Source organism: Gorillibacterium terrae (genome assembly GCF_051594785.1).
Taxonomy (GTDB): Bacteria; Bacillota; Bacilli; order Paenibacillales; family NBRC-103111; genus Gorillibacterium.
This window is the reverse complement of the sequence record NZ_JBPPGI010000003.1, coordinates 103,293-129,297: the sequence shown is the minus strand read 5'-3', so window position 1 is coordinate 129,297 and position 26,005 is coordinate 103,293. Positions and strand designations below refer to the sequence as shown.

General features: G+C 57.5%; 23 protein-coding genes. 11 read left to right on the top strand and 12 right to left on the bottom strand.

Annotated elements, in window-relative coordinates:
• Positions 1 to 103: 103 nt before the first annotated feature.
• The 3 genes from ACSEXS_RS13215 to ACSEXS_RS13205 all read right to left on the bottom strand — a co-directional run bounded on the left by ACSEXS_RS13215 (position 104) and on the right by ACSEXS_RS13205 (position 2,612).
• Positions 104 to 829 (bottom strand): 3-ketoacyl-ACP reductase, encoded by a 726-nt coding sequence (locus ACSEXS_RS13215; protein WP_438433706.1) that lies wholly within the window; start codon positions 827 to 829, stop codon positions 104 to 106.
• A 195-nt stretch (positions 830 to 1,024) separates the two neighbouring features.
• The gene (locus tag ACSEXS_RS13210) at positions 1,025 to 1,543 is read right to left on the bottom strand and encodes a DinB family protein (protein ID WP_438433705.1); all 519 of its coding nucleotides are present in this window, start codon (positions 1,541 to 1,543) and stop codon (positions 1,025 to 1,027) included.
• Positions 1,544 to 1,637: 94 nt separating this feature from the next.
• The gene (locus ACSEXS_RS13205) at positions 1,638 to 2,612 is read right to left on the bottom strand and encodes a helix-turn-helix transcriptional regulator (protein WP_438433704.1); all 975 of its coding nucleotides are present in this window, start codon (positions 2,610 to 2,612) and stop codon (positions 1,638 to 1,640) included.
• Between the two features lie 239 nt (positions 2,613 to 2,851).
• Here ACSEXS_RS13205 and ACSEXS_RS13200 point away from each other — a divergent pair, with 239 nt between their 5' ends.
• From ACSEXS_RS13200 to ACSEXS_RS13180, 5 genes are all read left to right on the top strand, one after another.
• Positions 2,852 to 3,946, top strand: a complete 1,095-nt coding sequence (locus ACSEXS_RS13200; RefSeq protein WP_438433703.1) for an iron-siderophore ABC transporter substrate-binding protein — start codon at positions 2,852 to 2,854, stop codon at positions 3,944 to 3,946.
• Positions 3,943 to 4,983 (top strand): FecCD family ABC transporter permease, encoded by a 1,041-nt coding sequence (locus tag ACSEXS_RS13195; protein WP_438433702.1) that lies wholly within the window; start codon positions 3,943 to 3,945, stop codon positions 4,981 to 4,983. Before ACSEXS_RS13200 ends, ACSEXS_RS13195 begins: the two co-directional genes overlap by 4 nt.
• Positions 4,980 to 6,011 (top strand): FecCD family ABC transporter permease, encoded by a 1,032-nt coding sequence (locus ACSEXS_RS13190; protein WP_438433701.1) that lies wholly within the window; start codon positions 4,980 to 4,982, stop codon positions 6,009 to 6,011. The genes ACSEXS_RS13195 and ACSEXS_RS13190 overlap by 4 nt, the downstream gene beginning before the upstream one ends.
• Positions 6,011 to 6,829 (top strand): ABC transporter ATP-binding protein, encoded by an 819-nt coding sequence (locus ACSEXS_RS13185; protein WP_438433700.1) that lies wholly within the window; start codon positions 6,011 to 6,013, stop codon positions 6,827 to 6,829. The genes ACSEXS_RS13190 and ACSEXS_RS13185 overlap by 1 nt, the downstream gene beginning before the upstream one ends.
• Positions 6,830 to 6,959: 130 nt before the next feature.
• Positions 6,960 to 9,512, top strand: coding sequence for a transglutaminase domain-containing protein (locus tag ACSEXS_RS13180; protein WP_438433699.1), 2,553 nt, complete (start codon positions 6,960 to 6,962; stop codon positions 9,510 to 9,512).
• Between the two features lie 109 nt (positions 9,513 to 9,621).
• Here the strand turns inward: ACSEXS_RS13180 and ACSEXS_RS13175 are convergent, their stop codons facing one another.
• From ACSEXS_RS13175 to ACSEXS_RS13165, 3 genes are all read right to left on the bottom strand, one after another.
• Positions 9,622 to 10,137: a P-loop nucleotide/nucleoside kinase family protein gene (locus ACSEXS_RS13175; protein WP_438433698.1), complete on the bottom strand. Its 516-nt coding sequence runs from the start codon at positions 10,135 to 10,137 to the stop codon at positions 9,622 to 9,624.
• Positions 10,138 to 10,350: 213 nt separating this feature from the next.
• The gene (locus ACSEXS_RS13170) at positions 10,351 to 10,815 is read right to left on the bottom strand and encodes a DUF8821 family protein (RefSeq protein WP_438433697.1); all 465 of its coding nucleotides are present in this window, start codon (positions 10,813 to 10,815) and stop codon (positions 10,351 to 10,353) included.
• Between the two features lie 19 nt (positions 10,816 to 10,834).
• On the bottom strand, positions 10,835 to 11,323 hold the full coding sequence (locus ACSEXS_RS13165; RefSeq protein WP_438433696.1) for a GyrI-like domain-containing protein: 489 nt from the start codon (positions 11,321 to 11,323) through the stop codon (positions 10,835 to 10,837).
• A gap of 110 nt (positions 11,324 to 11,433) precedes the next feature.
• Here ACSEXS_RS13165 and ACSEXS_RS13160 point away from each other — a divergent pair, with 110 nt between their 5' ends.
• Positions 11,434 to 12,408 carry a helix-turn-helix transcriptional regulator gene (locus tag ACSEXS_RS13160; protein WP_438433695.1) on the top strand — a complete coding sequence of 325 codons (975 nt, stop codon included), beginning with the start codon at positions 11,434 to 11,436 and terminating at the stop codon, positions 12,406 to 12,408.
• A gap of 76 nt (positions 12,409 to 12,484) precedes the next feature.
• On the opposite strand, the gene ACSEXS_RS13155 is transcribed toward ACSEXS_RS13160, so the two are convergent.
• The gene (locus ACSEXS_RS13155) at positions 12,485 to 13,429 is read right to left on the bottom strand and encodes a metallophosphoesterase family protein (protein ID WP_438433694.1); all 945 of its coding nucleotides are present in this window, start codon (positions 13,427 to 13,429) and stop codon (positions 12,485 to 12,487) included.
• Positions 13,430 to 13,678: 249 nt separating this feature from the next.
• Here ACSEXS_RS13155 and ACSEXS_RS13150 point away from each other — a divergent pair, with 249 nt between their 5' ends.
• The gene (locus ACSEXS_RS13150; protein WP_438433693.1) at positions 13,679 to 14,674 is read left to right on the top strand and encodes a phosphotransferase; all 996 of its coding nucleotides are present in this window, start codon (positions 13,679 to 13,681) and stop codon (positions 14,672 to 14,674) included.
• A gap of 96 nt (positions 14,675 to 14,770) precedes the next feature.
• Here the strand turns inward: ACSEXS_RS13150 and ACSEXS_RS13145 are convergent, their stop codons facing one another.
• Together ACSEXS_RS13145 and ACSEXS_RS13140 are read right to left on the bottom strand one after the other, a co-directional pair.
• Positions 14,771 to 15,886: a DUF4037 domain-containing protein gene (locus ACSEXS_RS13145; RefSeq protein ID WP_438433692.1), complete on the bottom strand. Its 1,116-nt coding sequence runs from the start codon at positions 15,884 to 15,886 to the stop codon at positions 14,771 to 14,773.
• A gap of 297 nt (positions 15,887 to 16,183) precedes the next feature.
• On the bottom strand, positions 16,184 to 19,120 hold the full coding sequence (locus ACSEXS_RS13140) for a glycosyl hydrolase 115 family protein (RefSeq protein WP_438433691.1): 2,937 nt from the start codon (positions 19,118 to 19,120) through the stop codon (positions 16,184 to 16,186).
• Positions 19,121 to 19,421: 301 nt separating this feature from the next.
• Here ACSEXS_RS13140 and ACSEXS_RS13135 point away from each other — a divergent pair, with 301 nt between their 5' ends.
• The gene (locus ACSEXS_RS13135; RefSeq protein WP_438433690.1) at positions 19,422 to 20,915 is read left to right on the top strand and encodes a peptide MFS transporter; all 1,494 of its coding nucleotides are present in this window, start codon (positions 19,422 to 19,424) and stop codon (positions 20,913 to 20,915) included.
• 28 nt (positions 20,916 to 20,943) lie between these two features.
• On the opposite strand, the gene ACSEXS_RS13130 is transcribed toward ACSEXS_RS13135, so the two are convergent.
• Positions 20,944 to 21,381, bottom strand: coding sequence for a rhodanese-like domain-containing protein (locus tag ACSEXS_RS13130; RefSeq protein WP_438433689.1), 438 nt, complete (start codon positions 21,379 to 21,381; stop codon positions 20,944 to 20,946).
• Between the two features lie 91 nt (positions 21,382 to 21,472).
• Positions 21,473 to 22,360 carry a LysR family transcriptional regulator gene (locus ACSEXS_RS13125; protein WP_438433688.1) on the bottom strand — a complete coding sequence of 296 codons (888 nt, stop codon included), beginning with the start codon at positions 22,358 to 22,360 and terminating at the stop codon, positions 21,473 to 21,475.
• 96 nt (positions 22,361 to 22,456) lie between these two features.
• Here ACSEXS_RS13125 and ACSEXS_RS13120 point away from each other — a divergent pair, with 96 nt between their 5' ends.
• Together ACSEXS_RS13120 and ACSEXS_RS13115 are read left to right on the top strand one after the other, a co-directional pair.
• Positions 22,457 to 23,482, top strand: coding sequence for an AraC family transcriptional regulator ligand-binding domain-containing protein (locus ACSEXS_RS13120; RefSeq protein ID WP_438433687.1), 1,026 nt, complete (start codon positions 22,457 to 22,459; stop codon positions 23,480 to 23,482).
• A gap of 170 nt (positions 23,483 to 23,652) precedes the next feature.
• Positions 23,653 to 24,447: an SDR family NAD(P)-dependent oxidoreductase gene (locus tag ACSEXS_RS13115; protein WP_438433686.1), complete on the top strand. Its 795-nt coding sequence runs from the start codon at positions 23,653 to 23,655 to the stop codon at positions 24,445 to 24,447.
• A 50-nt stretch (positions 24,448 to 24,497) separates the two neighbouring features.
• Here ACSEXS_RS13115 and ACSEXS_RS13110 read toward each other — a convergent pair whose 3' ends face one another.
• A complete protein-coding gene (locus ACSEXS_RS13110) occupies positions 24,498 to 25,349 on the bottom strand; it encodes an SDR family NAD(P)-dependent oxidoreductase (protein WP_438433685.1) in 852 nt (283 codons plus the stop codon).
• Positions 25,350 to 25,464: 115 nt separating this feature from the next.
• Here ACSEXS_RS13110 and ACSEXS_RS13105 point away from each other — a divergent pair, with 115 nt between their 5' ends.
• Positions 25,465 to 25,941 carry a MerR family transcriptional regulator gene (locus ACSEXS_RS13105; protein WP_438433684.1) on the top strand — a complete coding sequence of 159 codons (477 nt, stop codon included), beginning with the start codon at positions 25,465 to 25,467 and terminating at the stop codon, positions 25,939 to 25,941.
• Positions 25,942 to 26,005: the final 64 nt, after the last annotated feature.

The following is a 26,005-nucleotide window of genomic DNA, read 5'->3' as shown; positions in this document are numbered from 1 at the left end:
CGACGTTGCTCATCGAGTAATGGAATCTATTCCCCCATCCGTACCAGACGGCAAATTAAAAGGCCACCCCTTGCGGGATGGCCCTCCGTCTACCGGATGCGAGTTAGAACGGGTTGGTTGCGATGAAGCTTGCCGATTTCACATAGATTCGCCGATTCAATTTCAATTGGTCGACAATGAACTCCGCCAGGTCTTCCGGTTGAATGAACTTGGAATCGTTGTTTTCTTTGATCAAGTTCAAGTCCAGCGCCAGATCGGTCGCCACCGTGCTGGGGTTTAAGGCCGATACCCGAATGTTATGGCGGCGCACTTCCTGGGCCAGGGATTCGGCAAACCCGATCACGGCAAATTTGGACGCACTGTACGCGCTGGAGGTTGCAGCTCCGTTTAAGCCATTGGTGGAGGAGATGTTGATGATATCCCCGCCGTTCTTCTCGATGAATTGCGGCAGGACGGCACGGGTGACATAGTACGTCCCCATCACGTTTGTGTCGATAATCCTCTTCCATTCGTCCGGGTCCATCTCCAGCACGGAACCAAACGTGGCGATCCCTGCGCTGTTGATGAGAATATCCGCAGGACCCAGCTCCTTTTGGAGAGCCTCGACCGCCGCTTCGACTTGTTCCTTCGAAGAAATATCGGCGGCCGCATAAGCGGCTTTAACGCCCAGCCGTTCAAGCTCGGCTGCCACTTCCTTGAGAGTGGACTCCGTTCTTGCCAGCAAGCCCACCTTTACGCCTTCCTTGGCCAGCGCAATCGCCGTTGCCTTGCCGATTCCTCTGGCTCCTCCGGTGACGATGGCGACTTTGTCTTTTAAGCTCTGTGCCATTTCCGCATGCTCCTCTCCCTTTATCCTGATCTGCACTCCTATTATACTATGTCCGGACAGGCAGGATGAAATGCAGCGGCGTACATATATCGACAGATTTTTCCTGATCCCCCGCATGTTCAGACTCGCTTACCCGCTGGTGGGCAAAAGAAAAGACACCCTGCCGGGGGTGCCTTCCATCCTGGTGCGCTTCGTTTACCGGTGACCTTCCTGCCGGTCGATCAAGTAGAATAGATAATCCGTGGGCACGCCGCTGTACCCCTGCTGACGCAGCATGGCGGTCACATTGCCGCGGTGGTAGGTTCCGTGAGTCACCACATGCTGCACGATCTCGGAGAAGTACGTGTCCAACCGGCCATACTTCGGATGCTCGATGGTCATCGCTTTGTCCGGATCGGGCGTCCGCTCCAGCAAGGCCCGGAACGATTCGGCAACGCCGGCAAATAACCGCCGCATCTCGCCTATGGTTTTGCCCTGCGCCTCCTCTCTCCATTCCGTCATCTTCGGAAAAATCGCCTCATTCGGCAGCCCGGCGAGTACGCCCAGGTAGAGCTGTTCGAACAGGTACATGTGCCCGAGCGTCTGCGCCACGGACGGGAACACGCTCTGCACTTCGGCGTGGAAAGCCTCTTCGGGAAGCTGCTCCAGGTGGTCGAACAGCCGGGCGTTTGCCCAGACATGATACTCGTATTGGTGTTGCGGATGCTGACGCATATCTGCATTCCCCTCTCCTGCTTGGCCTAGTAAAGCTACCGCTGCCTGGTCTCTATCGTATACCGGATTCGCTGACAACCGCTGTCAGTGAAGTTCAATCGGCGGGGTCCTCTTCGTACTGCCGCGCAATCTGGCGGGCCATTTCCCGAACCTGCCGCCTCAGCTCCAGCGGCTCCCGGATAAGAATCGCCGCGCCGAAGGTCAGCAGATACCTCGGGAGGTACTTGTTCATCGTCGGCACGTCGAGCCGAAACTGCGCCTCCCGATCGGTCCGTTCCGTCACATAGTGGCGCAGATGCCAATGACGGCATAAAGCGTTCAGCGCATCGGGCTCGCCCTCGATGCGGATAAGCGTCAGCGGGCCGCCCGCCTCCCGGTCCCGTTCGGACCGGTCGCGGAAATAGGCCGACGCGGAGAATCCCTCCGGCTTGACGAACGGGGCGCCGGTGGGCGCAAGCCAAGCGATGCGGTCGGCGCGGAAGGTCCGCACCGCCTGCGACCGGTGGCAGAAGGCGACCGCATACCATTCGTCCCGGTCGAAGGCCAAGCCGTACGGGTCGATCTCGCGTTCGCCGGCCTGCTCCTCCTCCGCCTTCCGGTAGGCGATGCGGACCGTACGCCCATCCTTGGCCGCCGCTTCCAGATCCCGCAGCAGCGGCACGATGGAAGGCGGGCGAGCCGGTGCTATCACGTCCAGACCGCCCGTCCGGCGGGACAGATCGTCCCGCTGCTCTTCCAGCAGGCCGTTCTCCACCTTCTTCAGGGCGCTCTGCAGCTCCTCCGTATACGGATAGCCGGCGCCCTGGGCAAATTTGTACGCATCCGCGAGCGCCCTCAGCTCGGCGGGATTAAAGAATAGGGGCGCTTCCCGGAAGCGGTCCAGTATCGAGATGCCGCCGTCATGGCCGGATTCGGCGACGATCGGCACGCCGCTGGCGCTTAAGGCGTCGATGTACCGGTATACGGTGCGGATGCTGATCTCCAAGCTGTCCGCAATCTGCGCGGCCGTAAGCTTCCTGCCGGACCGCAGCATCCACAGCATGGACAGCAGATTGTCCCATTTGGCCACCTTTGTTCCCCCCTTTGATTCCCCGCTTGCGGCACTGCCCCTATTATACGAAGCCGAGGTTCCCCCTGTATATCGGGATTCTCCGCAAACCCATTGCCGTTCCATCGGCAACAGCCGCCGCATGCCCCAAAATTTTCATCGGCATTCCGTCTGGTCAGGTCAAATATTTTATTGACAATGATAATCATTATCATTAAGATTTAATGAAAATACATCTTCAGTCAGGAAGGATACCGTCCATGAAGCCCACCCGAAGCTCTCTCGTAAAACCCCTGCTGTTCTCGCTTACGCTCGTCTTTGCCCTGGCCGGCTGTTCCAGCTCTTCCTCCAGCTCGCCAAGCGCCTCCGCCCCGGCCGAGTCTGCTTCCGCAAGCCCTGAAGTCTCTCCGGCCGCGTCTCCCGCCGCCTCCGCCGAAGCAGCCCAATATCCCATCGTCATCAAGCACGCCTTCGGCGAAACGACGCTTACGAGCAAGCCGGAACGGGTCGTAACGATTCAATGGGCCAACCACGATGTCGCGCTTGCGCTCGGCGTAGTGCCGGTCGGCTTCTCGGCGGCCAATTACGGCGTTCAGGACGACAGCGGGCTGCTGCCTTGGACCGCCAAGAAGCTGAAGGAGCTGGGCGTCGATAAGCCCAATGTGTTCCAGGACACGGACGGCCTCGATTTCGAAGCCATCTCCGACGCCAATCCGGATGTCATCCTCGCCGCCTACTCCGGCATCACGCAGGAGGATTACGACGTGCTCAGCAAGATCGCTCCGGTCGTCGCTTATCCGACCGCGCCTTGGCTGACCACCTGGCGGGAGCAGGTCCTGTTGAATGCCACCGGCATGGGCATGAAGGCCGAAGGCGAACAGCTCATTAAGGACACCGAGAAGCAGATCCGCGACAAGGCCGCCGAGCACCCGAGCCTCCAGGGCAAGAAGGTCGTTTGGGTCAACTTCTCGGCGAAGGATATGTCCAAATTACATATTTATACGCCCGCTGACCCGCGCGGCGAATTCTTGCAGGAGCTGGGTCTGGTCTATCCGGAGAGCGTGACGAAGCAGATCACGGATCCCAAGAACTACTCCCTGAACCTAAGCGCCGAGAACGCCGATATGCTGAACGATGCCGACATTCTGGTCGGATACGGCGGCGAGGACTTGTATCAAGCCGTGAAAGCCGACCCGCTGCTGGGCAAGATCCCGGCGATTCAGAGAGGCTCGGTCGTGTTCATCGGCGATGGCACTCCTCTCGCGGCCTCGGGCAATCCCAATCCGCTCTCGATTGCCTATACCTTGGATGAATACCTGGGATTGCTCGACGGGGCCGTCAGCAAACTCCAATGACGGGCCCGCAAGCTTCCTTGAAGCGGCAGCTGCGCCCGCATAGACCGAAGCATTTCGCCTTGGTGCTGGCGCTGTGCTTGGGCCTGCTGGTTCTATGCGCAGTGGCCTCTCTCGTCTTCGGCTCCCGGCTGGTGAGCTTTCACGAACTGATCGACGGCTTGTTTCGCCGGGACGTCGACTCCTACGGGGCCCATGTCGTGCGCAAGCGGATCACGCGCACCGTCTTCGGCTTATGCGGCGGGGCCGCACTCGGGGTATCCGGCGCGCTGATGCAGGCGGTCACCCGCAACCCGATCGCCGATCCGAGCATCCTCGGCGTGAACACGGGCGCGTCCCTGTTCGTGGTTTGCGGACTGGCGTTCCTTCATATCAGCACGGCGAACCAATACATTTGGCTGGCGTTGGCCGGAGCCGCCCTGACGGCGCTGTTCGTCTTCGGAATCGGCTCGATGGGACGTGGCGGAGCCACGCCCATCAAGCTTGTCCTCGCGGGCGCGGCCACCAGCGCCGCCCTCTCCTCCCTGGTCACCGCCATCATGATCCCGCGTTCCTACGTCATGGATCAATTCCGGTTCTGGCAGGTGGGGAGCGTCGGCTCGGCCTCCTGGAGCGGAATGGCGACGTTCGCTCCGTTTCTCGTCGTCGGAACCGCGCTCGCCGTGATCACGGCACCGGCCCTCAATGCCTTGGCGCTCGGAGACGAGGTGGCCACCGGCCAAGGTGTCCGAACCGGCGCCCTGAGGCTGGTGGCGGCCTTGGCCGGGGTTCTCTTGTGCGGGGCTACCACGGCGCTGGCCGGCCCGATTGGATTCGTCGGGCTGCTCGCCACCCACGTCGTCCGCCTGGCACTCGGCCCCGATCTGCGGTTCGTCATCCCCCTGTCGGCGATAGCGGGAGCGATTATCCTGACCATCGCCGATGTGTGCGGCCGGCTCATCGGCAGCCCCGGCGAGGTGGAGGTCGGCGTCGTTACCGCGTTCATCGGAGCCCCCATCCTCATCCTCCTGGCGATGAAAACGAAAGTGCGGTCCTTATGAACCCTCAACCGATTGCCCATATTGTCGCCGGCCGGCGCAAGCGTCGCCGCCGCTGGGTGCTGGTCACCGGTCTCCTGGCGGTCCTCGCCGTCCTGCTGTGCTGCGCCATGCTACTGCTCGGCAGCACCCTTTATCCCGTCCGGGATGTCCTTCGGGCGCTCGCGGGCGAGCCGCTCAAGGGCGTGTCGTTCGCCGTGAACACGATCCGGCTGCCGCGGATGCTGGCCGGTCTCTTCGCCGGGTTTGCCTTCGGCATCGCCGGGTATACCTTCCAGACGATGCTGCGCAACCCGCTGGCGAACCCCAACGTGATCGGCATCACCTCCGGGTCGAGCGCGGCTGCCGTGTTCTGCCTCGTTGTCCTGCATACCAGCAGAGCGGTGGTTTCCCTCGCCTCCGTGATTGCCGGACTGGCCACTGTGCTCTTGATCTATCTTCTCTCCCGGGGCAAGGCGTTCTCGGTGGGACGCTTGATCCTGGTCGGCATCGGCATCCAGGCCATGCTCGACGCGGTGATCTCCTATCTGCTCCTGGTCAGCGCTCAGCAGGATATTCCTGCGGCGCTGCGCTGGCTTTCCGGCAGCCTCAACGGCTCCCAGATGCGCGAGCTTCCGCCCCTCGCGATCACGGTGCTGGTCCTGGCCCCGGTCGTGATCGCGCTCGGTAAGCGGCTCGACCTCTTGGAGCTTGGCGAGCAAGCGGCGTCGACGCTCGGGGTGAACACCGACAAGACCCGGTTGGCGCTGATTGTCAGCTCCGTCGGGATGATCGCCATGGCCACGGCCGCCACCGGCCCGATCGCCTTCGTCTCCTTCCTCGCCGGCCCGATCGCCAAGCGGCTCGTCGGCGTCGGCTTCTCCAATGTCATTCCGGCCGGTCTGGTGGGAGTGAATCTGGTGCTGGCGGCGGATCTGATCGGACAGTTCGCCTTCGCGGTCCGGTATCCGGTCGGTGTCGTCACCGGCCTGCTCGGAGCGCCGTATCTCATCTACCTGCTTATCCGCATGAACCAAAAGGGAGAATGGTAATGAAACCGACCCATCAGCTCGCAGCCGAGCGGCTCTTCGCCGGCTACGATCACAAGACGGTACTTCAAGGCGTCAGCCTGACGATCCCCAGCCATAAAATCAGCGTCATCATCGGGGCCAACGGCTGCGGAAAGTCGACGCTGCTGAAAACCATGGCCCGGCTCATCAAGCCGTCCGCCGGCCAGGTCACGCTGGACGGCCGCCCCATCGGCAAGATTCCGCCAAAGCCGCTCGCCCGGATCCTCGGCCTGCTGCCGCAATCCCCCATCGTGCCGGAAGGAATCTCCGTCGCCGACCTGGTGGGGCGGGGAAGGTTCCCGCACCAATCCTGGCATACCGGCTGGACCCGCCGGGACACCGAGGCCGTTGCCGAGGCGATGAGCATCATGGATATCGCGGAGCTGGCCAATCGGCACATCGACGAGCTGTCCGGCGGCCAGCGGCAGCGCGTATGGATCGCCATGGCGCTGGCGCAGGAGACCGATATTTTGTTCCTCGACGAGCCGACTACCTTTCTCGATATCACCTATCAGGTGGAGATTCTCGACCTGCTCACCGACCTGAACCGCAAGCACGGAACGACGATTGTCATGGTGCTCCACGACATTAACTTGTCCGCGCGGTATGCCGACCATATCTTCGCCTTGCAGGAAGGAAGGCTCATCGCCGAGGGCGAGCCGGCGCAAGTGATTACGAGCGGGCTGGTGAAGGACATCTTCGGGCTGGACTGCTCGGTGATCGAAGACCCCGTGTCGGGCTCGCCTTTGGTCGTCCCCAACGGACGCTACCATGTTCAGGCTCCTTCTCTCCGCCTCTGATGCCGACCAGAAGCTTGCCGAATTCGCCATGAATGGGTCGAATTGTAGGCAATATCTCATAGAGCCCCCTCCGAATTTCATCCTATGATAAAGAAATGGGACATTAACGGGATGAGGGGGCCAGTGTGACGTGAAGAGACGATGGGCAGGGTTTATGGCGGTGTGGTTGACCTTGATGAGTGCGGTGGGACTATGGACGGGCCGGCCCGTTGCGGCGGCTGCGTCCGATTTTCCCCAGAATCCGGCGCTGAACAGCCTCTTTCAGCAATTGGAGAAGCAATTCACGCAGTACCGCAAGGACGAAGTCGTGCCTCTGGAGTCGTACGAGCTGATCGGAAACGAGGGCGAGAAGAAGAACACGGTGCCCCGCACGGTGAAGAAAATAACGGACGAGCAGAAGAAGGCGGCCACCCAGCGGAAGCTGAACGAGATTCGCGCCAACCTCGAGATCTGGGAGGAGAAGCTGGGCGGCCTCTCCGCGCAGGAGTATAAGCTCATCGCCGACCACCTGACGCGGATGATGATGCTGGCCCAGCTCAGCAGCTATGGCTGGGACACGCTGGGCAAGACCGTCAGCTTCTACCTCGATGTCCGCGAGGAGCAGCTGTACGATTTCAAGGGATTGACGGGCAATTTCGCCCGCATGGGCAAGGAGAAGGACCAAGTCAACCCATCCGAACTGAAGGTGAAGGAGCGGATCGCCCGCTACCTGAACCAATCCGTTCAGAAGGGAAACAAGGTCGGAGCGGATGTGCTCAAACGGTTTCCCGGCGAAGTGGAGAAGCTGCTCCTGGAGCGGCAGCCCTCGAGGATCGTCGCGGGTCGGTCGCTCGCGAGCCTGCATGACGAGATTCTCAATCCGGACGGAATCCATTACGACGGAACGGAGTCGGTCGAGGACCTGGTCGAGAGCTTCGACATCACGATAAAATGGGCGAATCAAGACCGCGACCGGGAAAAGCAGCTGGAGGACTACGTCTACCCGGCCGACGCCCCCTCCGGCGAGTTCCGGGAGTATATTACCCGGAAGCTCGTCGACGGGGAGCTGTCCGATTCGTTTGCCTCCGGCTTCAAGAAGGCGATTACCTTGGATGAGCTGGCGAAGCTGTATTTCGAACCGGTGAAAGCGAAGGCGGCGGAACCGGCCGAAGAACCCGAGGACGCGGACGAGTCGGATATGGCGAGCGTAGAGGAGGAAGCTTACACCGAGGACAGTGCGGATTATGCCCTCGAAGAGGATGAATCCGACACCGAGGATCGTACGGATTACACCCTCGAAGAGGATGAACCGGAAGCCCGGGACGTTGCCGATGCGGCGGAAGAGTCGGATAGCGCCAAAATCGTCATCGACGATCCGGCGATTCCCGCGGATAGCCCGGATTACCTCAAGCAAGCCTATATCTATGGGATGATCGACGACAAGACGAATCTCGGCAAGCCGCTGACCCGGGTGGAAGCGGCCCGCCGCTTGATGGACGGAACCGTCTATCATGAAGGGATAAACAGTCTGCTGCCGATCACCGATGCGGCCAAGATTCCGGTCGCCGATCAGACGACCGTCGGCAGCGTCCTGAGAGGCGGCATGGGGACCCGCGCCGACAAATTCGAGCCGCAGAGCGGCTACACCCGGGAGGAGGCAATCCGGGACCGCGAGCTGTTCCGGTACGACAGCCTGCGCCGCTGCAACATTCCCTTGGCCTTGAGCCGCGTCTCGCGGATCATCGTCGGGAAAAGCACCGTTCACCTGATCTTTTCCACCAAGGCCGACCTCAACTCGTACCTGGAGGACTACCTGGATGATACGGCCCTCAGCAAGATTAAGCCAGGCGGAAAGTACACCAAGGTGGATACGGGCGGAGCGCTGATCGAGTTCTTCACCCCGGAGAACGGAGTCAAATTCACCATGAAGACGGGCACGACGTTCTTCGATCTGCACGAAGGCTTCTATGGGCCGATGCTGCAGTACCGCATCGAGCCGAAGGTCGTCAAGACCGGCGACAAGGTGAACATGACGATGCAGCCAGACACGATCAACCAGAAGCTGAACCTCAAGCTGGATGCGATCCTGGCGAAGATCTTCAAGCCGGGGATGACGGACCAGCAGAAGGTCAAGGCCATCCACGATTACCTCGTGACCCACATCACCTACGATCGCAGCTTGTGGGACGAGCAGACGGTGGACAGCATTCTGGTCACCATCGACAAGGGACGGGGCGTCTGCGGCGACTATGCGCTGCTGTTCATGTTCCTGTGCCGGCGGGCGTCCATCCCCTGCGTCTTTGAATCCAACTATGAGATGGAGCACGCCTGGAATGCCGTCTACGTGGGCGGCCAATGGCTGTTCGTCGATGCGACCTGGGACGACGACGACAGCGGCAAGATCAAATATACCTATTTGCTGAAGGACCGTTACGCCTTCATGAGCGACCATGTTCCGATCATGGGCGTTCCGGACCCCCGGCTGTTCAAGAACCTCGATCCGATGAGCCTGAAATCGCAGGACGAAATCCGCGGCTACCTGATGGAGAATTTCTATTGGACCGACGGCTACAAGCTGAGCTTCCGCGTCGCCGACAAGGCCCTCAAGCCGATCATCCCGTATATGCACGACAGCTATGTGACCGTCAAGCTAACCTACGACGCCAAGACGAACCTGTACACCGTGACCGCGAAGAAAAGATAAGACGGCTGAAACCGGCAAAAAGCCCACTCCCCGGAGTGGGCTTTGTCCATCGGCTCGACGAACATGCCAGGACTGCGGTGCCGCCATTGCTCGTTGAGGTAACGTATCGTCATCGGCCAGCGGAGCGAGGCGCCTGCTTAAGCCGTTCCATGAGCGTCCGCAGGCTTTCGGCGGCCGACTCGCGGGCGGTGTCGAGGATGATGCGGTCGCGGTCCCAATCCTCGTAGCGGCGATGGCGGACCTGCTCCCACGTCGGCAGGACGAAGCCGGGAATATCGGCTGTCCGCGTCTCGATCCGACGCCGGTGCTCCCGCTCGTCCGAGCAGACTACTTCGATGTCCGCATAAGGCACGCCCTCCGACTCGGCCACGCCGCGCCAGGCATCGCGCGTGATTTGGAGGGGATTGACGGTATCGGCGATCACATCGAGACCCAGCCGCAGGTTCTGCGCCGCTAGGGCGTAGCACACCAGATAGCCCTGCGGCCCGTCGACCGTCGCTCCGCCCTCGCGCATCGCCTGCTCGACGACGTCAACCCGCAGGTAGACGGCCCCCAGCTCCTGGGCGAGGGCCGAGGATAACGTCGTTTTCCCGGCGCCCGGCAGCCCGCTAAAGATATAGAGCATATGCATCTTGTCTCCTTTCGTCTTCAAGCGACAGGCCGATCTCGTCGAGCCGCTGCAAAATCAATTCCTTTCTCCGCATGCCAATTCCTCCTTCGGGTCGAAAAAGCAAAAGGGCCCAACCTGCCGATTCTCAGCGAGGTTGAACCCGAGGGTTACAGGGCCTTCAATTTTCACATCACGAAATTAGCATGGATGCCGGAAGCTGTCAATCCGTTAATATTCGCCTTTGATGACAAAAAACGACCCCCGGACGGTCCCGGCCAATTTCGATTTCTGCCTGGCGAACTTAAACTTCCCTTCCAGCTCCTGCGGCACGTCCATCCCCTCGGATAGCTTAAACCCGACAGCCCGCTTCTTGGGGTCGTCCAACGTATACAGAACATTTACCCCGAGGCCGTCCTCATAGAAGACATAGGTCCAGTCGATGTTCTCCACTTGAAAACGCGACGTCTCCAGGGGCTTCGCCGCAAACGCGATTCCCCGCTCTTCTTTCAGAATCCGGTTCACATAGTCTAGGGTATCCTGACTTTCGCCGGCCGGAACAACCGTGAATTCATGCTTATACTTGTTCATCATGTAGCGGGCTTCATTCGCGCGCAAACCGGCCAGCGCTTCCGCCACAGGCGAAGATTCCAACCCAACCGTGGACACGTTCTTAAAATCAACGAGGTAAGACATTCTCATCCCTCCGGTAAGTTTATAATTTCTTGACGACCGGAATCCACATTTCTCCAAAGACGAGGCCGTCTCGCTGTCCCATCACAACCGCTGCATTCGGACCGCCGACGTAGGCAAAACTCTGCGCTTCCGGCAGGGCTTCGCCAAAGGCAGCTCCAGTCAGGCGATCATTCAGTTCCTCCGCCGTCTCTGCTTCCCCTCTCACAACCAAGTAGGGTCCCTTGGGAAACAGGATCACCCGGGCCCCTTCGGCTGCGGGAACCGATGCTTCGGTCAGGACACCGGCATAATACATCAGCTTGTTATTCACTGCTTCATTCACGGCAAAGACGTAGTCATTCGCCGCGATGGCCTTTAGAGCATCCAGTCTTCCATCTTCGCCGATCGCCTGCCAAAACTCCGATTTTTCCCGGTTTAAGCCGGCAAAGTCCGTGTAAGGGCTCTTGAGCTCCGTTCCAAGGCCAAATACGGTAAAGCCTTCTTTTTCCTCAAGCGCATATTCCGCCATCTGTCTTTCCCTTCTTTCCTTTTATTTTCTGAGCCGGTTGTTCTCTTTCCTTTGCCAAGTATATGATAGCTTTAAACCATGTCAAAAAATGATACCGTTTAGGAGTTCCGATGAAAAAAGTTGAACGGATTAACACCATCATGCGGTACATCAACAACCGGTCCCATTTTACCCTATCCGAACTGATGCGGGAATTTCATATCTCCCGTTCGACGGCGATTCGGGATGTCCAGGAAATTGAGGCGCTTGGGATGCCGCTCGTCGCCGAGGTTGGACGCAGCGGGGGCTATTTTGTCATGCACAACTCTCTCCTGCCCGGTGTGCGGTTTACCGACAATGAGGTCAAAGCTCTGTTTATTGCCTTTATGGCTACGCGGAATGCCCAACTTCCTTATCTAAAGAGCCGCCAATCCCTGGCAGAGAAATTGCTGGCCCTCCTGTCCCAAAGCCGGCAGGACGACCTGGTTCTTCTAAATCAAATTCTGCTGTTTGAGGGAACCAACCCGAAGAATCCCGACCTGCTTGAGCTTTCCGATCTTCCCCATCCCATGTTGGAAAAGCTCATTCAAACCCTTCTGCTGGACAGCTATTTATGGATCACCCTTGAAGGGGAAGCGGAAACGGCCTCTTATCCGATCTATCTTTTGCACCTTTATCAGGAAAAAGGCTCTTGGCTGATGGAAGGCTTTGATTTGCAGGAGGAACGAAAGAGGATGATTCCCGTCGACCGGCTCGCCGACGTTAAACCCTATTCACCGGGTAAAAGGGAAAGCCCGAAGAAGATGCTTGAAAGAATAAGCAAGCAGGAACAAGCAAACAATCTTGTCCTGGAGCTGGGTCCAACGGCTATCGCTCAGTTCAAAAAATACCATCCTTTGAAGGCCTCTCTCTCGTACACCAACCCTTACCAAGCCACAGCCCTTCTAAAAACCTATGTACAGGTAAGGATGCCCGAAGAAGTGGCTGAGCTAACCAACTGGCTTCTTTTCTTAGGGGAAGATGTCAAGGTGAGGGAAGCGCCCCCAGAAGTGCGGGAAAGCCTGCAAGCCCGAATGGATCGGCTGAGAGACCAACAGGGTCGATGAAAATCCGCCGGGAGGAAAAAACAAACCGTTGGCATACGGGAAGGCCATCCCCTGGAGGATGGCCTTCCCTGCTCGCTTATGCGGTTTCGCCTATCGGAATGACACGGCGTTTCACAATGACTCCATTCTTAACGGTAAACTCGATGATATGGAAAATCGGAACCGGTGCGCCCTTCAGAAAGCCGCGCTTGACCAGAGGCGCGCCTGTTCCCCCAGACAGGGTATACCTCGTGCCCTGATCGCATACATGATCCAAAGCATGAACGTGCCCCACGAGAACTTGAGGGACTTTGCCGCGTACGGTGGAGAGGAATCGGCTGAGCTGTCCCCGGGTATTTCCGAAGGTCGAGGTCTCATCCTGAAAATAATTCGGGTTTGCCCATTTCCCGATCCGGGGAGGAACGTGCATCGTAACCACGGTGTTCTTCTGGGCCTTTTTCAATTGATTCGCCAGAAAAGTCAGTTCTCCCGGAGCGAAGCCGTAGACCGACTGTCCGTTCTCCTTTAAGCGGAGCTGCTGCGAATTATCCAGGCCAATGAGCGTGGTTTTGATTTTGGGAAGATGGATACCGAAGTGAGTAGGCCCGATAAACTTCCTGAAATTCGTAAGCGGACCGTTGATCCCCGCGTGTTCATGGTTGCCGGGAACGATAAAGAACGGGATATCCGGCACGCCCTTCTGCGGATCTTGAATCAATTGCAGCAGGCTTTTTACCGGTACGCCGGAATAGGTTCCGCCGGTCTTGAACTCCTGCTCGCTCCCTGTGAACACGGCATCTCCATTATGCAGAATAAATAAGGGCTCTTGCTTCAAGGCGCGAATAGTTGACATAGCCGAAGCAAATATCGCATTACTGGATTGACCGTCTCCCGCCCAACTGTCTCCCATGCCAATAAACGTGTACTCGTTGGTCTTCAGCTTCCTTACCTTCGCCAATAACCGGGCTTTGGAGGTCTCAAACAGCGTAGGATTGGTCGCTGACGTTCTTACGGCGGCACCCTTTGGGGTTCTCGGCTTCATAGGAGCACCCTTTCCTGAGGATTCTACCCAATTCTATGGGAAGGCAGAGAATCCAGGAACGGCATTAACCCATCGGCGGAGTCTTTGTGGAAAAAAGCACGTGTATCCCATTGGAGAATCGTCCATCTGGAGCGGGAGGCCTGTTTGGGGCCTTGGCTGTTTGATTATAGTTATTTTGTACATTGTAATTATCTGGAAGAAGGCTATAGTGGGTATAGGCTGACAGAACGGTAAGGGGTGCCAACCAATATGGAAGAAGCGGTCGTTTCCATCGTCTCATTGAATTATGACATAGGCGACATTCGTGCAGTCTCGAGAATCTCAAGCGGAATCGGTTCCATTAGCTATTTCATCCGATCCAGCACGGGGGAATTCGTCCTCAAGGATCACGAGCTTAACGGAATGAACCATCCGGAGAATGAAGCCATGATCCTGGATGCGCTTAGGGAAGCGGGCATTCCCGTCTCCAAAATCCGTCCGACCAAGCAAGGAAGCCCGGTACTGAAGCTCGGGAGCAAGGTGTATCATCTGCAAGAGTATGTGCAAGGGACTCTGTATGGACGAAATGCCGCTCCCCCGTGGCTGCTCGATTCGTCCGCCGGCATGCTGGGGCAAATCCATGCGGCCATGAGCACGCTTGATCCCTTGCCGACCGGCATGAGCCAAGGCTTCTTCGATTACATGACGCCCGAGAGGGCGGCAAGCGGGTATGAGGAAACCCTGGAGCTGGCTCTTCGCAAAGGGGACAAGGAGATTGCCGAGGCGATTCGAGCGAAGCAAACCATGCTGAAAGCGTTCAGCGGCTTTTCCTTCGATGTCGGCCAAATGACCTGCATCAACACACACGGCGACTATAAGCTTCAACAGATCATTTGCGGCAAAGACCGAATCCATGCCGTGATTGATTTTACAGCCGCGTGTGTCCATCCCATCTGCTGGGAAGTCATAAGGGCTTATCTGTCGGCCGACCCCGCTTGCTCGGATGGGGAGCTGAATATCGGGCATTTTAAACGATTTGTCTCCCGCTTCTTGGAGTATGGTTACCTCAATGCGTATGACCTTAAGATCATGCCGTATATGTATTATTATCAAAATCTGGTATCGGATTACTATAAGCAATACTATACCACGGACCACCTCAACAAAGAGAGCCTGCTGGAGGATGCGCTGCTGTCGGTGAAGCAGTGCTTCTGGTTCAAAGAGAACATAACCAAGCTGGAAGACCAGTTGATCGCCGGGTTCTAGGTCCGGTTCCCCGCGCTGTCGTGCAACGGCAAGTTTTAAGGCCATCCTTTGCGGGATGGCCCTTTCACTTATTATCCGGTTGCTATCATCCGGCGGCTATACCAGCATATCTCCTACTCCCGTTCGTTCTATATCAGACTTGGCAAGGTAGATCGGCTTGAACTTTGAATAGTGATCCGCCCATATCAGGATATGTTCATTGGTAATAAACTGGTCCAATGCCCCTGGGATTTCAAGCTGTTGAAGCTCCTTCGGCAGCGTAGAACCTAACGTATCCTCAATATTCGTATAAGAATAGGATTGTTGGCCTCTCGCGTAGAAGAGGGGCGGTTCAAGTTCGATGTAGTCCGTCACCCTCATCTCGTTATGTTGGTCTACCAATTTCCTTAATACCCCTTCGATGCGTTCCACAGCTCTGGCAACGCAGGGTTCCATCAAGATGCCCTCAAGCTGCTGAACCCACTCCTTGCCCATAGGGCTGATCTGCGCCAGTTCCTTGGACATCCATTTGAAAGTGCCTGGTCGATACCGTTTGTGATACAGAAAGATCAGCTCCATGGTCTTCTCTGCCATTCGGTTTAAGAGCAGCCTAGCCGATAGAGTTTCTCCTCTAAGCGCCGAGAGCCCTGCCACATAGAGATGACGAAAGGAGCCCCATGCATATTTTAATTTATAGCGCCATACCTCTTCGGGAAGATAAGCAAGCCTCGTCCGCACTTCGGTTATTTCGCCGACAGGGTCGGTGAAAATCCTTCCTCTTGTCCACTCCATTAGTTTTTGCTCCGGAATGGCTAACCAGTCGTATACGGAAAGCCGGGAAGACTGCAGTCCCAATTGGATTCGCATGTGCCGGGAAACACTGGTAATGGCCACATGGTGCAGATTGGTTTTCCCGTTGTACGGTACAAGCACCCCATGGGATTCATCTACGGAAAACCGAGAGGGATATCCCCGGAATAATAGGGGAATCTCTTCATCAAAGGCTTGATTCAGCCCTGCTGCATGCTCCTCATAATCCGAGTCAAGCAGCCAAAGGTGGCATCTCGCTCCCCATTCATGATCTCTTGATAAGTCATCATCATACCCCAGCACGTCCGAGCCGTAACCGATTAAACCGGCGGCATGCTTTTCCAAGAGCTGCGGGAACCGCTTGGCGATGAGGGGCCTTACGATCTCCCAATAGAACCCTTCGCTTAAATCCAACCCCTTCATTCGTGAACTCCATCCCCTGCTGCGGTGCGCATCCGCTCCTTTTAACCGGTATCCTAATGGTAGCATGGGACTCGGAAATTACTAGACTGTTCTTTAGGGTTCTGTTATCATTTAGATTGAAGTCTTGGTAAAATATCCGAGTCCCCTATTTCCTGTAGGAGCCGGATAAGGGTCCAGGCTTTTTTTATTTACGCCTAAATAAGCGACTGTATCCGACCCGTTTGATAAAAAAGAAACGGCCGCTCTCCGGAGAGTCCCGGAAAACAGCCGCTGAGGAGCTTGCTCTTGTTCGATCGTTTAGGCAAGCTTCTCCGTCTTACCGGTATAGTAGCTCTCGACAGGCCCCAGATAGCTGTCGGCCGGCTGCTTGCCCTCCGGATGAATCACGATTTTCTCCAGAACGAACCCCGGACTTACCGCATAAATCCTCAGGGTGTTCAGCCCGGCCCGACCGTTCACCTGGATACGCCGTTTCCGAATGTGGGAAAGCACCCCCTGCGCCCAATCCGGGCCATCCACCCGATACCCTTCCGGAAGGGTATTCACAACGCGGATCTCTTCCTCATTCAGTTGGACGCCGCAATACAGCTTCGCTTCCTGGGTCACAGGGTTAGAGGGCTGCAGATAGAGCTCCAGCTCGTAGATTCCGTTCTCCTGGACGGCAAAATTGTACTCCACATACGGAGCGTCTTCCCCCGCCGTGAAATAATCCGTTGTCGGATAAGCCTTCACCGCCGACAAGGTTTTGCCGTAGCCTTCTATCACCTCAAACCGACTTACCCCGCCATTCGGTTTTACGGCTTCCTGGGTTCGCGCGAAATGCTCAGCTTCGATGGAAACATATCCGCTCGTCTCGATAAAGGTCATGGCCGGCAGGTGGCTGTAATCCTGCTTGGGCACGTTCACGATGAGCGTACAGACGCCCAGCGGCAGGTGGATCGCGATATGGCCTTCTGCCCCGTCCTTCAGCGCACGGCGGTCCACCTTCACCCGAATGATCTCTGCGGTGTGTTCTTTCCCGTCCAAGACGCCGCTCGTCCGGGAACAGGTCAACCACGGATGACTGCAGGTAATGGTATACTCGGCGGGAAGCTCGCTGAGGCTCGACAGCGTAAAAGAAGCCTCCTCGACATCGGGCCGCAGGAAGTCATTCAGCTCCAGCTTGTTGATATGCCAAGGGCATCCTTCGCTGCGCTGCGTCGTTCCATCCACGGTGACGAGCAACCGGGGTTTATTCACCGGGAGAACCTTCATCAGAACCGGGTTTTGCGCCTCGTCCTCGTTCCAGCGCGTGAAGCCGATATGCTCGGACAGCCCCATTCCGTACCATCTGCCGTGGTCAATCGCATGAAACTGCGCAACCAACTCCCGGTCCCGATTCAGGCATGCTTCTACCTGCTCCGCAAGCTTATTGGCTTCCAATGCCCCCAGCTTCGCCAGGTAATGGTTCTTGCCGGTTAATAGCCACATTTTCTGCAGGTTGAGGTTCCCGACTGCCGGATAATAGACCAGGGCATAATAAGCCGGCAGATGCACTTCCTCCACCGTCTTGTAGAGCTCCTCCGCGAGTTCCAACAGGTGGTCGATCTGCTTCAGCAATTCGTCCGTTTCCTTGTCGTTCACCGGATGATAGACGTTGGCGTTCATGTGCTCGGGCCGCCGCTTGTGGGCGATTCGGGTGTACCCCGTCAACAGCTCGAAGATCTGCTCCTGCTGCCGCTCGGAGAACACGCCGGCGAACTGCCTTTGAATCCACTGCTGCGTATAGGCATCCGTCTGGTTCCGGGCGGCCGTTCCCCACTTGTCAAAATCGTAGGCCAGGTCCAGGAAATACGACAGCGGGAATTCCTGCGTGGCGATATCGCCGACATTGACGATCCAGAGATCGCGGATTCCGAAGTCGTACGCCATCGTCATCTGCTCCCCTATCTTCGGAAGATAGGAGCTGTTGATCCATTCGTAAGAGATCGGCCCGCCGTGGTAATCGAAATGATAATACATGCCGTACCCGCCCGGGTGGCTGCGCATCTCTTCCGTGGGCAAGGTCCGGAGATTCCCGTGGTTGTCGTCGCAGAGCATCAGGATGACATCCTCCAGCTCCTGCGAACCGATTAAACCGGGAGTATGCTCGTCTCCGTAAAAGAACGGCTCCACTTCTTTATACAGAGCCAGCATGCGCGGGACTTCCGTGAGGTCGGGATTGACATGTTCCCGGATCAGCCGGTTCTGGGTCTGCAGCACTTCACGGAGCAGAGCAATATTATCGGCGAGCGCCGCTTCCTTGCCCATGATCGCCGTATCCGCCTCGCCGCGCATCCCGACCGTAATCACACTTTCGAAATGGCCGCTCCGCTTCAGGCCGTCCTCCCAGAACCGGGTAATTCCCTCTTGGTTCGCAATGAAATTCCAGGCGTCCCCGTAGATCGAGTCCTTCCCGCGGAGATACCGGTATTCCTCTCCGTACCGCAGACAAGGCTCGTGATGGGAGGCGCCCATGACGACACCGTATTCATCGGCCAATTCCGCATTGGCCAAGCCCGGCCCGTCATCGTAGAACCGGGCGGACCACATCGCTGGCCAGAGGTAATTGCCCTTCAAGCGAAGCAGCAGCTCGAAGACGTGATCGTACATCTGCGCCTGGAACCCGCCGAACCGGTTGGTCGCCCAATTGCCGAAGGCGGGCCACTCATCGTTGATGAAGAAGCCGCGGAACCGAACGGACGGCTCCTTGGAGACATGCTTCAACTCCCCGCTCAGCGAAAAGGATTCCATGGGCGCCGGCTTCACGTTGGCCCAATCCACCAACGGAGACACCCCAAGCCGCTCCGAGAGGTGAAACAGGCCGTAGATCGTGCCGCGTTTGTCGCTTCCCGCAATGACCAGCGCCTGTTCGACGCCGTCGAAGGGATGGGCAACGATCTGAAACAAGAAAACCTCGCGTTTTCCCCTGATTTCCGTCAAATCAATCCGCTGCTGCTCTTCCAGCTCCCGCAGCATGGGGCTGTGGCCCACCGTGCCATACAGGACCGCAACCTTCCCCAGCTTCTTTCGGTCCGTCGTGGCCTGCGGCGCGGCTCCGAAGACCAGCTCCATATCATGGATCACCTTGCGGGCAATCTTATTTACCCCGCTGAACGCGGACTCTTCCCGGAGAAAGAGTGCGCCCGAAGGAGGCTCCGCACCCTTTGAAGCGGTTACATTTTGCAGCATCTGCCGAGTGATCGTAAATTCCATAAGAACTCCCTCTCCGTTGTGACTTCATCCGTCTAAGCTCTCCATCATTATAGTACAGGGCGGTGTCTAAATGGGCTGGAGCCGGTATGAATCCTTCCGATAGCGGTCATAGAGGGCGCCTTTACCTCGGCTATACGCTCCTTCTCTCTAGAAAAGCCCTTACAAAGTGTGGTATACTCATACTTTACATTTGTTGAAAGGTCTATTTGGGGCGGGAATCGTGGATAATGTCGGATAATGGGCATTTTGATAAAGGAAGGATTTGCTCGGCGTAATCATCATCAAGGGAGGAAATAACAGCGTGTCGGATTTAACTAAGCAGGAAATTGTGCAAAGCGTGCCGCAACGGGGATTTTTTGGCCATCCCAAAGGGCTGTTCACCTTGTTCTTCACCGAATTTTGGGAGCGCTTTTCTTATTACGGAATGAAAGCGATCCTGGTTTATTATATGTATTACGAACTGAGCCGAGGCGGACTCGGCATGGAGGAGAGCACCGCTCTCGCCATTATGTCGATCTATGGTTCCCTGGTGTACATGTCGGGGATTATCGGCGGCTGGCTGGCCGACCGGATCTTCGGGGCGTCCAAATCGGTGTTCTACGGCGGCATTCTCATTATGCTGGGGCATATCGCCTTGGCCATTCCGGGAAGCATGGCTCTGTTTTTTGCTTCCATGGTTCTGATCGTGCTCGGCACCGGTTTGCTCAAGCCCAATGTCTCCACGGTGGTAGGGGAGATGTACAGTGAACAGGACCAGCGCCGGGATGCGGGCTTCAGTATCTTCTACATGGGCATCAACGCGGGGGCCTTCATCGCTCCGCTGATCGTGGGTACCGTCGGCATGGATATCAATTTCCACCTGGGCTTCGGCATTGCCGCCGTCGGGATGTTCCTCGGCCTGATCATCTTTGCCTACACCCGAAAAGGAAACCTGGGACTGGCCGGCACTAACGTTCCCAGTCCGCTGTCCCCGGCGGAACGAAAAAAAGTGTTCGTTCGGATCGGGATCGTCGCCGTGCTGCTCGCCGTGATTGTCGCTATTACTGTTCCGTTGGGGCTGTTGACGTTCAATTCGGTCGTCGTGCTGGTCGGCATTCTGGGGATTCTGATTCCCACCGTCTATTTCGTGGTCATGTACCGCAGTCCGCGAACCACCGGCGTGGAACGCTCTCGCCTGATCGCTTACATTCCGCTGTTTATTGCCGCGATTATGTTCTGGGCCATTCAGGAGCAAGGGTCCACCATCCTGGCTAATTATGCCGATAAGCGGACGCAGCTGGATTTTGCCGGGATTCATATCTCGCCGTCCTGGTTCCAGTCGCTGAATCCCTTGTTCATTATCTCGCTGGCCCCTGTATTTGCTTGGCTCTGGATGAAGCTGGGCAAACGGCAGCCGACGATTCCGAAGAAATTTGCCCTCGGGCTGCTGTTTGCCGGCTGCTCCTTCCTGGTCATCCTCCTGCCGGCCTATTGGGGCGGCCAGGATTCGCTGGTTAATCCGTTGTGGCTCGTGCTGAGCTACCTCATCGTGGTGCTGGGGGAGCTGTGCCTGTCTCCCGTCGGTCTGTCGGCGACGACCAAGCTGGCCCCCTCGGCCTTCTCCGCCCAGACCATGAGCTTGTGGTTCCTATCCAGCGCAGCGGCCCAAGCGATTAATGCGCAGATTGTTAAATTCTACACGCCTGCCACCGAGATGCAGTACTTTGGCATCATCGGCGGAGCGGCCATCCTGCTCGGCATTGTGCTCTTCTTGCTCTCCGGCAAAATCCAGGGGTACATGAAGGGAATTCAGTGATCATCGTAGGGGAGCGCTAAGCCTGACGTTATCCGATCATGCAGGCGGAATGTCCAAGCGTTCCCTCTACTTCGTTCCCTTCCTTGCGCCAGTACTCGATGCCTCCCAGCATTTCTTTCACCTGGAAGCCGAGTCCGGATAAGCGGGCGGCTCCTTTGGCTCCGCCGTTGCAGGCAGGTCCCCAGCAATAGACGACGATGACTTGATTCTTGGAAAAAGCGGCGGTCGTCTCCGCGCTGATCCGGTTGGCAGGAAGGTTGATGGCGCCGGGAATATGGCATTCCTCGTAAGCCTTGTCGCTTCGAACGTCGATCAGCCGAAAATCGTTAAGCCCATGCTGCATGTCGTAGCTGACGTCCGCTACATCCGTTTCCACGGAAAGCTTATTCAGGTAATGCCGATGAGTCTGCTCCGGCGAAGCGGCAGGGGTTTCGAGTACCAAGGATTCACGGGGCTCAGTGGTCATTTGGGTTACCTCCTGGGAGTGGTCTTTTGCTTGAAATCACTATACCACGACCCCAGACACCGGAGTTATCGATAGATTTCTATGCCTTCCATCAATCATTTTGATCATTACGGCAGCCGATCAGCTCCAGGAACCCCAGAAAAGCCTTCGACCTCCATTTTTTATTGGCGTAAATCAACTGGGTATAGAACTTGAATTCGGGATGAACCAACGGAATTGCAGCGATTCGGGCTTGACGGACTTCTTCGGCAACCGCAGTTCGGGGCAGCAGGGCAATCCCCAGACCGTAGGTGACGCATTGCTTAATCGCCTCCAAGTTACCAAATTCGTAGGAGAGCCGGACGTTCACTTGGTTCGCTTTCAATACCTTGAGCAGCATGGCCCGGTAGGTACAGCCCTCCTCGGTCAAGATCAGCGATTCGCCCTCCAGGTCCTCGACATGGATTTCGCTGCGTCCGCTGAGTCGATGCTCCGGGTTTGTTATCATGACCAGGGTTTCCTCCCGCAGGATGCGGCTGGTCAGTTCCGGATCTTGAAACGGCGGATCGAGGATGATTCCGATATCCAGCTCCCCATCTTTAACCGATTCGATCAGGGAGGGCTCGTTGCCCGGCTGAATGACAACGTTCACGTCCGGATAGTCGCGTCGAAATGCCTGCAGGTATTGAGGCAGGTAAAAGGCCGCCAGCGTCTCGATGGTTCCAATCGAAAGGGTTCCCTTGGCTTGCTTGGCTACCACTTCCTTCGATTCCTCATGAAGCCGGTGGATGTCATGGGCGTATTGCAGGAGCGTCTCTCCGGCCATGGTCAGCTTCATGCTTCTCCCGCAACGCTCCAAGAGCGTCGCCCCGTAAGACTCCTCCAACCGCTGGATCTGCGTCGTGATACTGGACTGAGCATAGCCCAGCGCCTCCGCCGCCTTCGTGTAGCTCCCCCATTTCGCCACCTCACGAAAGGTTTTCAAATAAGTCAGTTCCACGGCTATCGCCTCGATTCGGTTAAGTTCCAGACACTGTAGCATGGTTTTCCGAACGCGGCAAGAGTGTTGCCTGTCCAAGCAAGGAGGTATAAGGCTATGAGAACTTCGGCTCCCCCCATGATTAAGATGCCCCTCGGTTTTTGGGAAAGCATCGGCCACACCGGAATCACGGCGGGCGATCTCGCACAATCGGCTGGGCTGCCGTTGTCCATTGTCCGGGAGACCGACGTGACCGCCGCCCAGTATTTTGCCATCTGGCAGGCTTATGCCGACCTCAGCGGAGACACGGCCCGGGGCATCGTCCGGCTGGTGGGCGCCTTCGCTCCCACCGCGTACCCGCCCCCTGTCATCGCCACTTATCACGAACGAACATATCGGGATGCCCTGTACCGGATGGCCCGTTACAAGAAGCTCTGTCCCCCGGAGGGCATGTCCATACGCGAAGACGGGGAGCAGGCTCGGATTGAGCTGGACTGGAGGAATCCCAACCAGCCCGGGCCGCCCATCCTGATGGGCAATACGCTGGCCTTTCTGGTGGAGCTGGGGCGCCGAGGCAGCGGATACCCGGTAACGCCCCGGTTGGTTGAAATCAGGCCGTTGATCGGCGATCCGCAGATCCTGGAAGCCTACTTCGGCTGCCCGGTTCGTCAGGGTGCCGCCCGCAACCGGCTCACCTTCGATCGCAAGGAGCTGGACCGACCGTTTACCTCCCGTAACGAGGAGCTGCTGGAGGTGTTGACCCCTGCCCTGGATCAAACGCTGGCGAGCCTTCGGGAGACCGACTCCGTTCAAGAGCGGGTGAAGCAACTCCTGAAGGGAAGTCTCCCCAGCGGAAGAGTCGACCTCCATTCGGTTGCCCGGGAGCTGGGGATGAGCGAGCGCAATCTGCAGCGCAGGCTGGCGGAGAAGCAAACGAGCTTCAAGGACCTGACCCATCAAGCCCGGCATGAGCTGGCCCGAGCCTACCTGGCCGACTCTTCGCTTGAGATTAAGGAGGTGGCTTTCCTGTTGGGGTATGAAGATCAAAACTCCTTCTACCGGGCATTTCGCAGCTGGGAAGGCGAACCGCCGGGCCGCTGGCGATCCCGCCATGCAGCAGGCCGCCACCCTTCGCTTGTGTAAGTCCTTCCCGTCTGTCTCCAGCTTCTGGAAAGTCGTCTGTTCTCCCCTTTGGCGTGTCCTGCAAGAAGGTTGGCGTCGGGAATCAGTTACGGCAGCCCATGGACACGGTAAGATAAACAGACCCGAAGCTGGACAGAGGGAATAGGCGTGGCAGGAAGGGGAAGTGTCCGATGGAGTTGGGACTTGCGAATAAAACCGCCCTCGTGACCGGTTCGACGAAGGGAATCGGCAGGGCGATTGCGATGGAATTGGCGAGGGAGGGCGTTCACGTCCTGATCAATGGCCGCAGCGAGGAGGAAGCCGAGCGGATGGTCGATCAGCTCAAAGCCGATTTCCCGGCAACCTCCCCTCAGAATGCGGCGGCCGATCTAACCGATCCTTCCGGGCGGGAAGCGCTGGCCGAACGGTATCCGGACATCGACATTCTGATCAACAACGCAGGCCAGTATGAGATTAGGGGCTATGACGAGATTAACGAAGAGGTCTGGGACACCTACATCCGCACCAATGTGCTGGCGGCAGACGGCTTATGCCGCTTGTATCTGCCCCGCATGCGGAAGAAGGGCTTTGGCCGGATTCTGTTTCTGGCGAGCGAAGAAGCCATCATGCCCTCCGGGCAGATGCCGCATTACGCGGTAACGAAGTCGATGCTGCTCTCCCTGGCCAGGAGCTTATCCAAGCTCACCGCGGGAACGGAGATCACTGTGAATACCCTTCTGCCGGGACCGACGCTTTCGGAAAAGGTGCAGCAGATTATCGAAGGGTTTTATCCCGACGAGGAGATAAGCTTCTCCGAAAAAGAGCGGCGCTTCATGGCCGAATCCCTGCCTCATTCGGAACTTCAGCGGTTCATCCGACCGAGTGAAATCGGCCGGCTGGCTGCCTTCGTCTGCAGCCCCTATGCGTCCGCCTTCAGAGGATCGCCTCTCCGTATGGACGGGGGATTGGTTCCGACGATCTTTTAACGCAAACCGGGCCGTGCAGGAGCTCACCTCCGCACGGCCCGGTTTGGTATTCACTCGCCCAAGTAGTCGTGCCGGTAAATCGTGTCGACCCGCTCCAGCACGGCCTGCGCCATGTCGGAGAATTTCGGCTTCGTCACGCGATTATTCACCAGGAAAACGCCGGTTTCTTCGCGATGTTCTCCGACGGCTCCCTCGTAGAGGCGGTCGGCTCCTTTGGCGGGCGGAGAGAAGAACAGCTTCATGATCGGCGCAAGCCCAAACGGCAGTCCGGATCGCTTTCCTTTCCTCAAGGTGTTGTTGCCGCCCGGGTCCACGCTGCGGATCGCGATTCCTTCCCGGAGCAGGCGCGGAGCGGCGGCTTGGGACCAGAGCGAAAGCGCTAGCTTGGAGGCCGCGTAAGGCCCTGTCAGCTTGCGGAATGTGCTCGGCTGCTCTAAACTCTCTATCGTAAGCGTCTTGACAAAGCGCACTGCCGAGGAAGACGTGTTGATCACCGTTCTCAAGCGGCTGTTCGCGATAAGCTCCTTCACTTCCATCAGGATCAGATACGGAACGACGGTCATCAATTCGTAATGGGTTTCACGTCCCTGCTTCGAGTAACTCAGCTCGGGAAAGCTCCCGCCGGCATTGTTGAACAGCCCATCAATCCGCCGTTCCTTGGCTTTTATCTCATGCAAAGCCGTTCTCAAGGAATCATAATCCGCCAGATCGGCCGCCTTGTAGAGGCGAAGCGATCCGCGGTCGACGGCCTGCTGCAGGCTCCGGTCCCCCGCCGGAAGGTCCGAACGGTTCAACGCAATGACCTGCCAATTCTCCGACAGCAGCTTTCGGGTGAGCTCCAAGCCGATCCCGCTGCTTGCACCCGTAATCAGGGCAATCGTGTCTCCTTGAGCCGCATTCATGGTTCCTCTCCTCCTATTTCCTTGGATTTGTAGCAGATTGTATAACCTGGAGTCGACTCCAAGTCAAGCCACAAGTGAGCGCCTGTGCAGGAAAAAGACGTTTGGAGGGATGAAGATGAACAGGGAGCAAGAGCGGACATTTGCCATCAAGCAAGCCGCCGAGCAAACCGGCGTTTCCGTTGACACCATTCGGTATTACGAGAAGATCGCGCTCCTCCCCCCGGCCGCCCGCAAAGGCAACGGGCACCGCCTCTACCGGGATCAGGACGTTCAAGCGATCCGTATGATCGCCTGCCTCAAGAAAACCGGGATGTCCCTGGAAGAGATGCGGCCTTTCCTGGCGGTGTCCGCCGATGCCGATCCGGGGGAGCATCCCGAGCTGATGGAGCAGGTACGTCATCACCGCCGGACCCTCACCGACCTCATCTCCTCGTTGCAGCAGGTCGTCGATTTTATCGACCTCCGACTGGAAGAGGCGAGCTTCCGCCCCGGCTGCTCGGGTGCCCCGCAAGACGGCATCCCGCAGAATTCCGCCGACAAGCCGCTCTCCCCCCTTCAGCTGGACTATTTTCGGTATCGGCCTAAGGCCTGACCGTCTACCCGCAATCCCCCGCACCCAAACAAAAAAGACAGCGTTTGGCTCGCTGTCTTTTTTC

Excerpts from the sequence above, each read along its gene's own strand:
- ACSEXS_RS13110 (WP_438433685.1), bottom strand. The coding sequence starts at position 25,349 with ATGAATGCGGCTCAAGGAGACACGATTGCCCTGATTACGGGTGCAAGC.
- ACSEXS_RS13210 (WP_438433705.1), bottom strand. The coding sequence starts at position 1,543 with ATGCGTCAGCATCCGCAACACCAATACGAGTATCATGTCTGGGCAAAC.
- ACSEXS_RS13140 (WP_438433691.1), bottom strand. The coding sequence starts at position 19,120 with ATGGAATTTACGATCACTCGGCAGATGCTGCAAAATGTAACCGCTTCA.
- ACSEXS_RS13145 (WP_438433692.1), bottom strand. The coding sequence starts at position 15,886 with ATGAAGGGGTTGGATTTAAGCGAAGGGTTCTATTGGGAGATCGTAAGG.
- ACSEXS_RS13165 (WP_438433696.1), bottom strand. The coding sequence starts at position 11,323 with ATGGCGGAATATGCGCTTGAGGAAAAAGAAGGCTTTACCGTATTTGGC.
- ACSEXS_RS13175 (WP_438433698.1), bottom strand. The coding sequence starts at position 10,137 with ATGCTCTATATCTTTAGCGGGCTGCCGGGCGCCGGGAAAACGACGTTA.
- ACSEXS_RS13120 (WP_438433687.1), top strand. The coding sequence starts at position 22,457 with ATGAGAACTTCGGCTCCCCCCATGATTAAGATGCCCCTCGGTTTTTGG.
- ACSEXS_RS13155 (WP_438433694.1), bottom strand. The coding sequence starts at position 13,429 with ATGAAGCCGAGAACCCCAAAGGGTGCCGCCGTAAGAACGTCAGCGACC.
- ACSEXS_RS13170 (WP_438433697.1), bottom strand. The coding sequence starts at position 10,815 with ATGTCTTACCTCGTTGATTTTAAGAACGTGTCCACGGTTGGGTTGGAA.
- ACSEXS_RS13200 (WP_438433703.1), top strand. The coding sequence starts at position 2,852 with ATGAAGCCCACCCGAAGCTCTCTCGTAAAACCCCTGCTGTTCTCGCTT.
- ACSEXS_RS13130 (WP_438433689.1), bottom strand. The coding sequence starts at position 21,381 with ATGACCACTGAGCCCCGTGAATCCTTGGTACTCGAAACCCCTGCCGCT.
- ACSEXS_RS13215 (WP_438433706.1), bottom strand. The coding sequence starts at position 829 with ATGGCACAGAGCTTAAAAGACAAAGTCGCCATCGTCACCGGAGGAGCC.
- ACSEXS_RS13195 (WP_438433702.1), top strand. The coding sequence starts at position 3,943 with ATGACGGGCCCGCAAGCTTCCTTGAAGCGGCAGCTGCGCCCGCATAGA.
- ACSEXS_RS13190 (WP_438433701.1), top strand. The coding sequence starts at position 4,980 with ATGAACCCTCAACCGATTGCCCATATTGTCGCCGGCCGGCGCAAGCGT.
- ACSEXS_RS13160 (WP_438433695.1), top strand. The coding sequence starts at position 11,434 with ATGAAAAAAGTTGAACGGATTAACACCATCATGCGGTACATCAACAAC.
- ACSEXS_RS13150 (WP_438433693.1), top strand. The coding sequence starts at position 13,679 with ATGGAAGAAGCGGTCGTTTCCATCGTCTCATTGAATTATGACATAGGC.
- ACSEXS_RS13115 (WP_438433686.1), top strand. The coding sequence starts at position 23,653 with ATGGAGTTGGGACTTGCGAATAAAACCGCCCTCGTGACCGGTTCGACG.
- ACSEXS_RS13185 (WP_438433700.1), top strand. The coding sequence starts at position 6,011 with ATGAAACCGACCCATCAGCTCGCAGCCGAGCGGCTCTTCGCCGGCTAC.
- ACSEXS_RS13105 (WP_438433684.1), top strand. The coding sequence starts at position 25,465 with ATGAACAGGGAGCAAGAGCGGACATTTGCCATCAAGCAAGCCGCCGAG.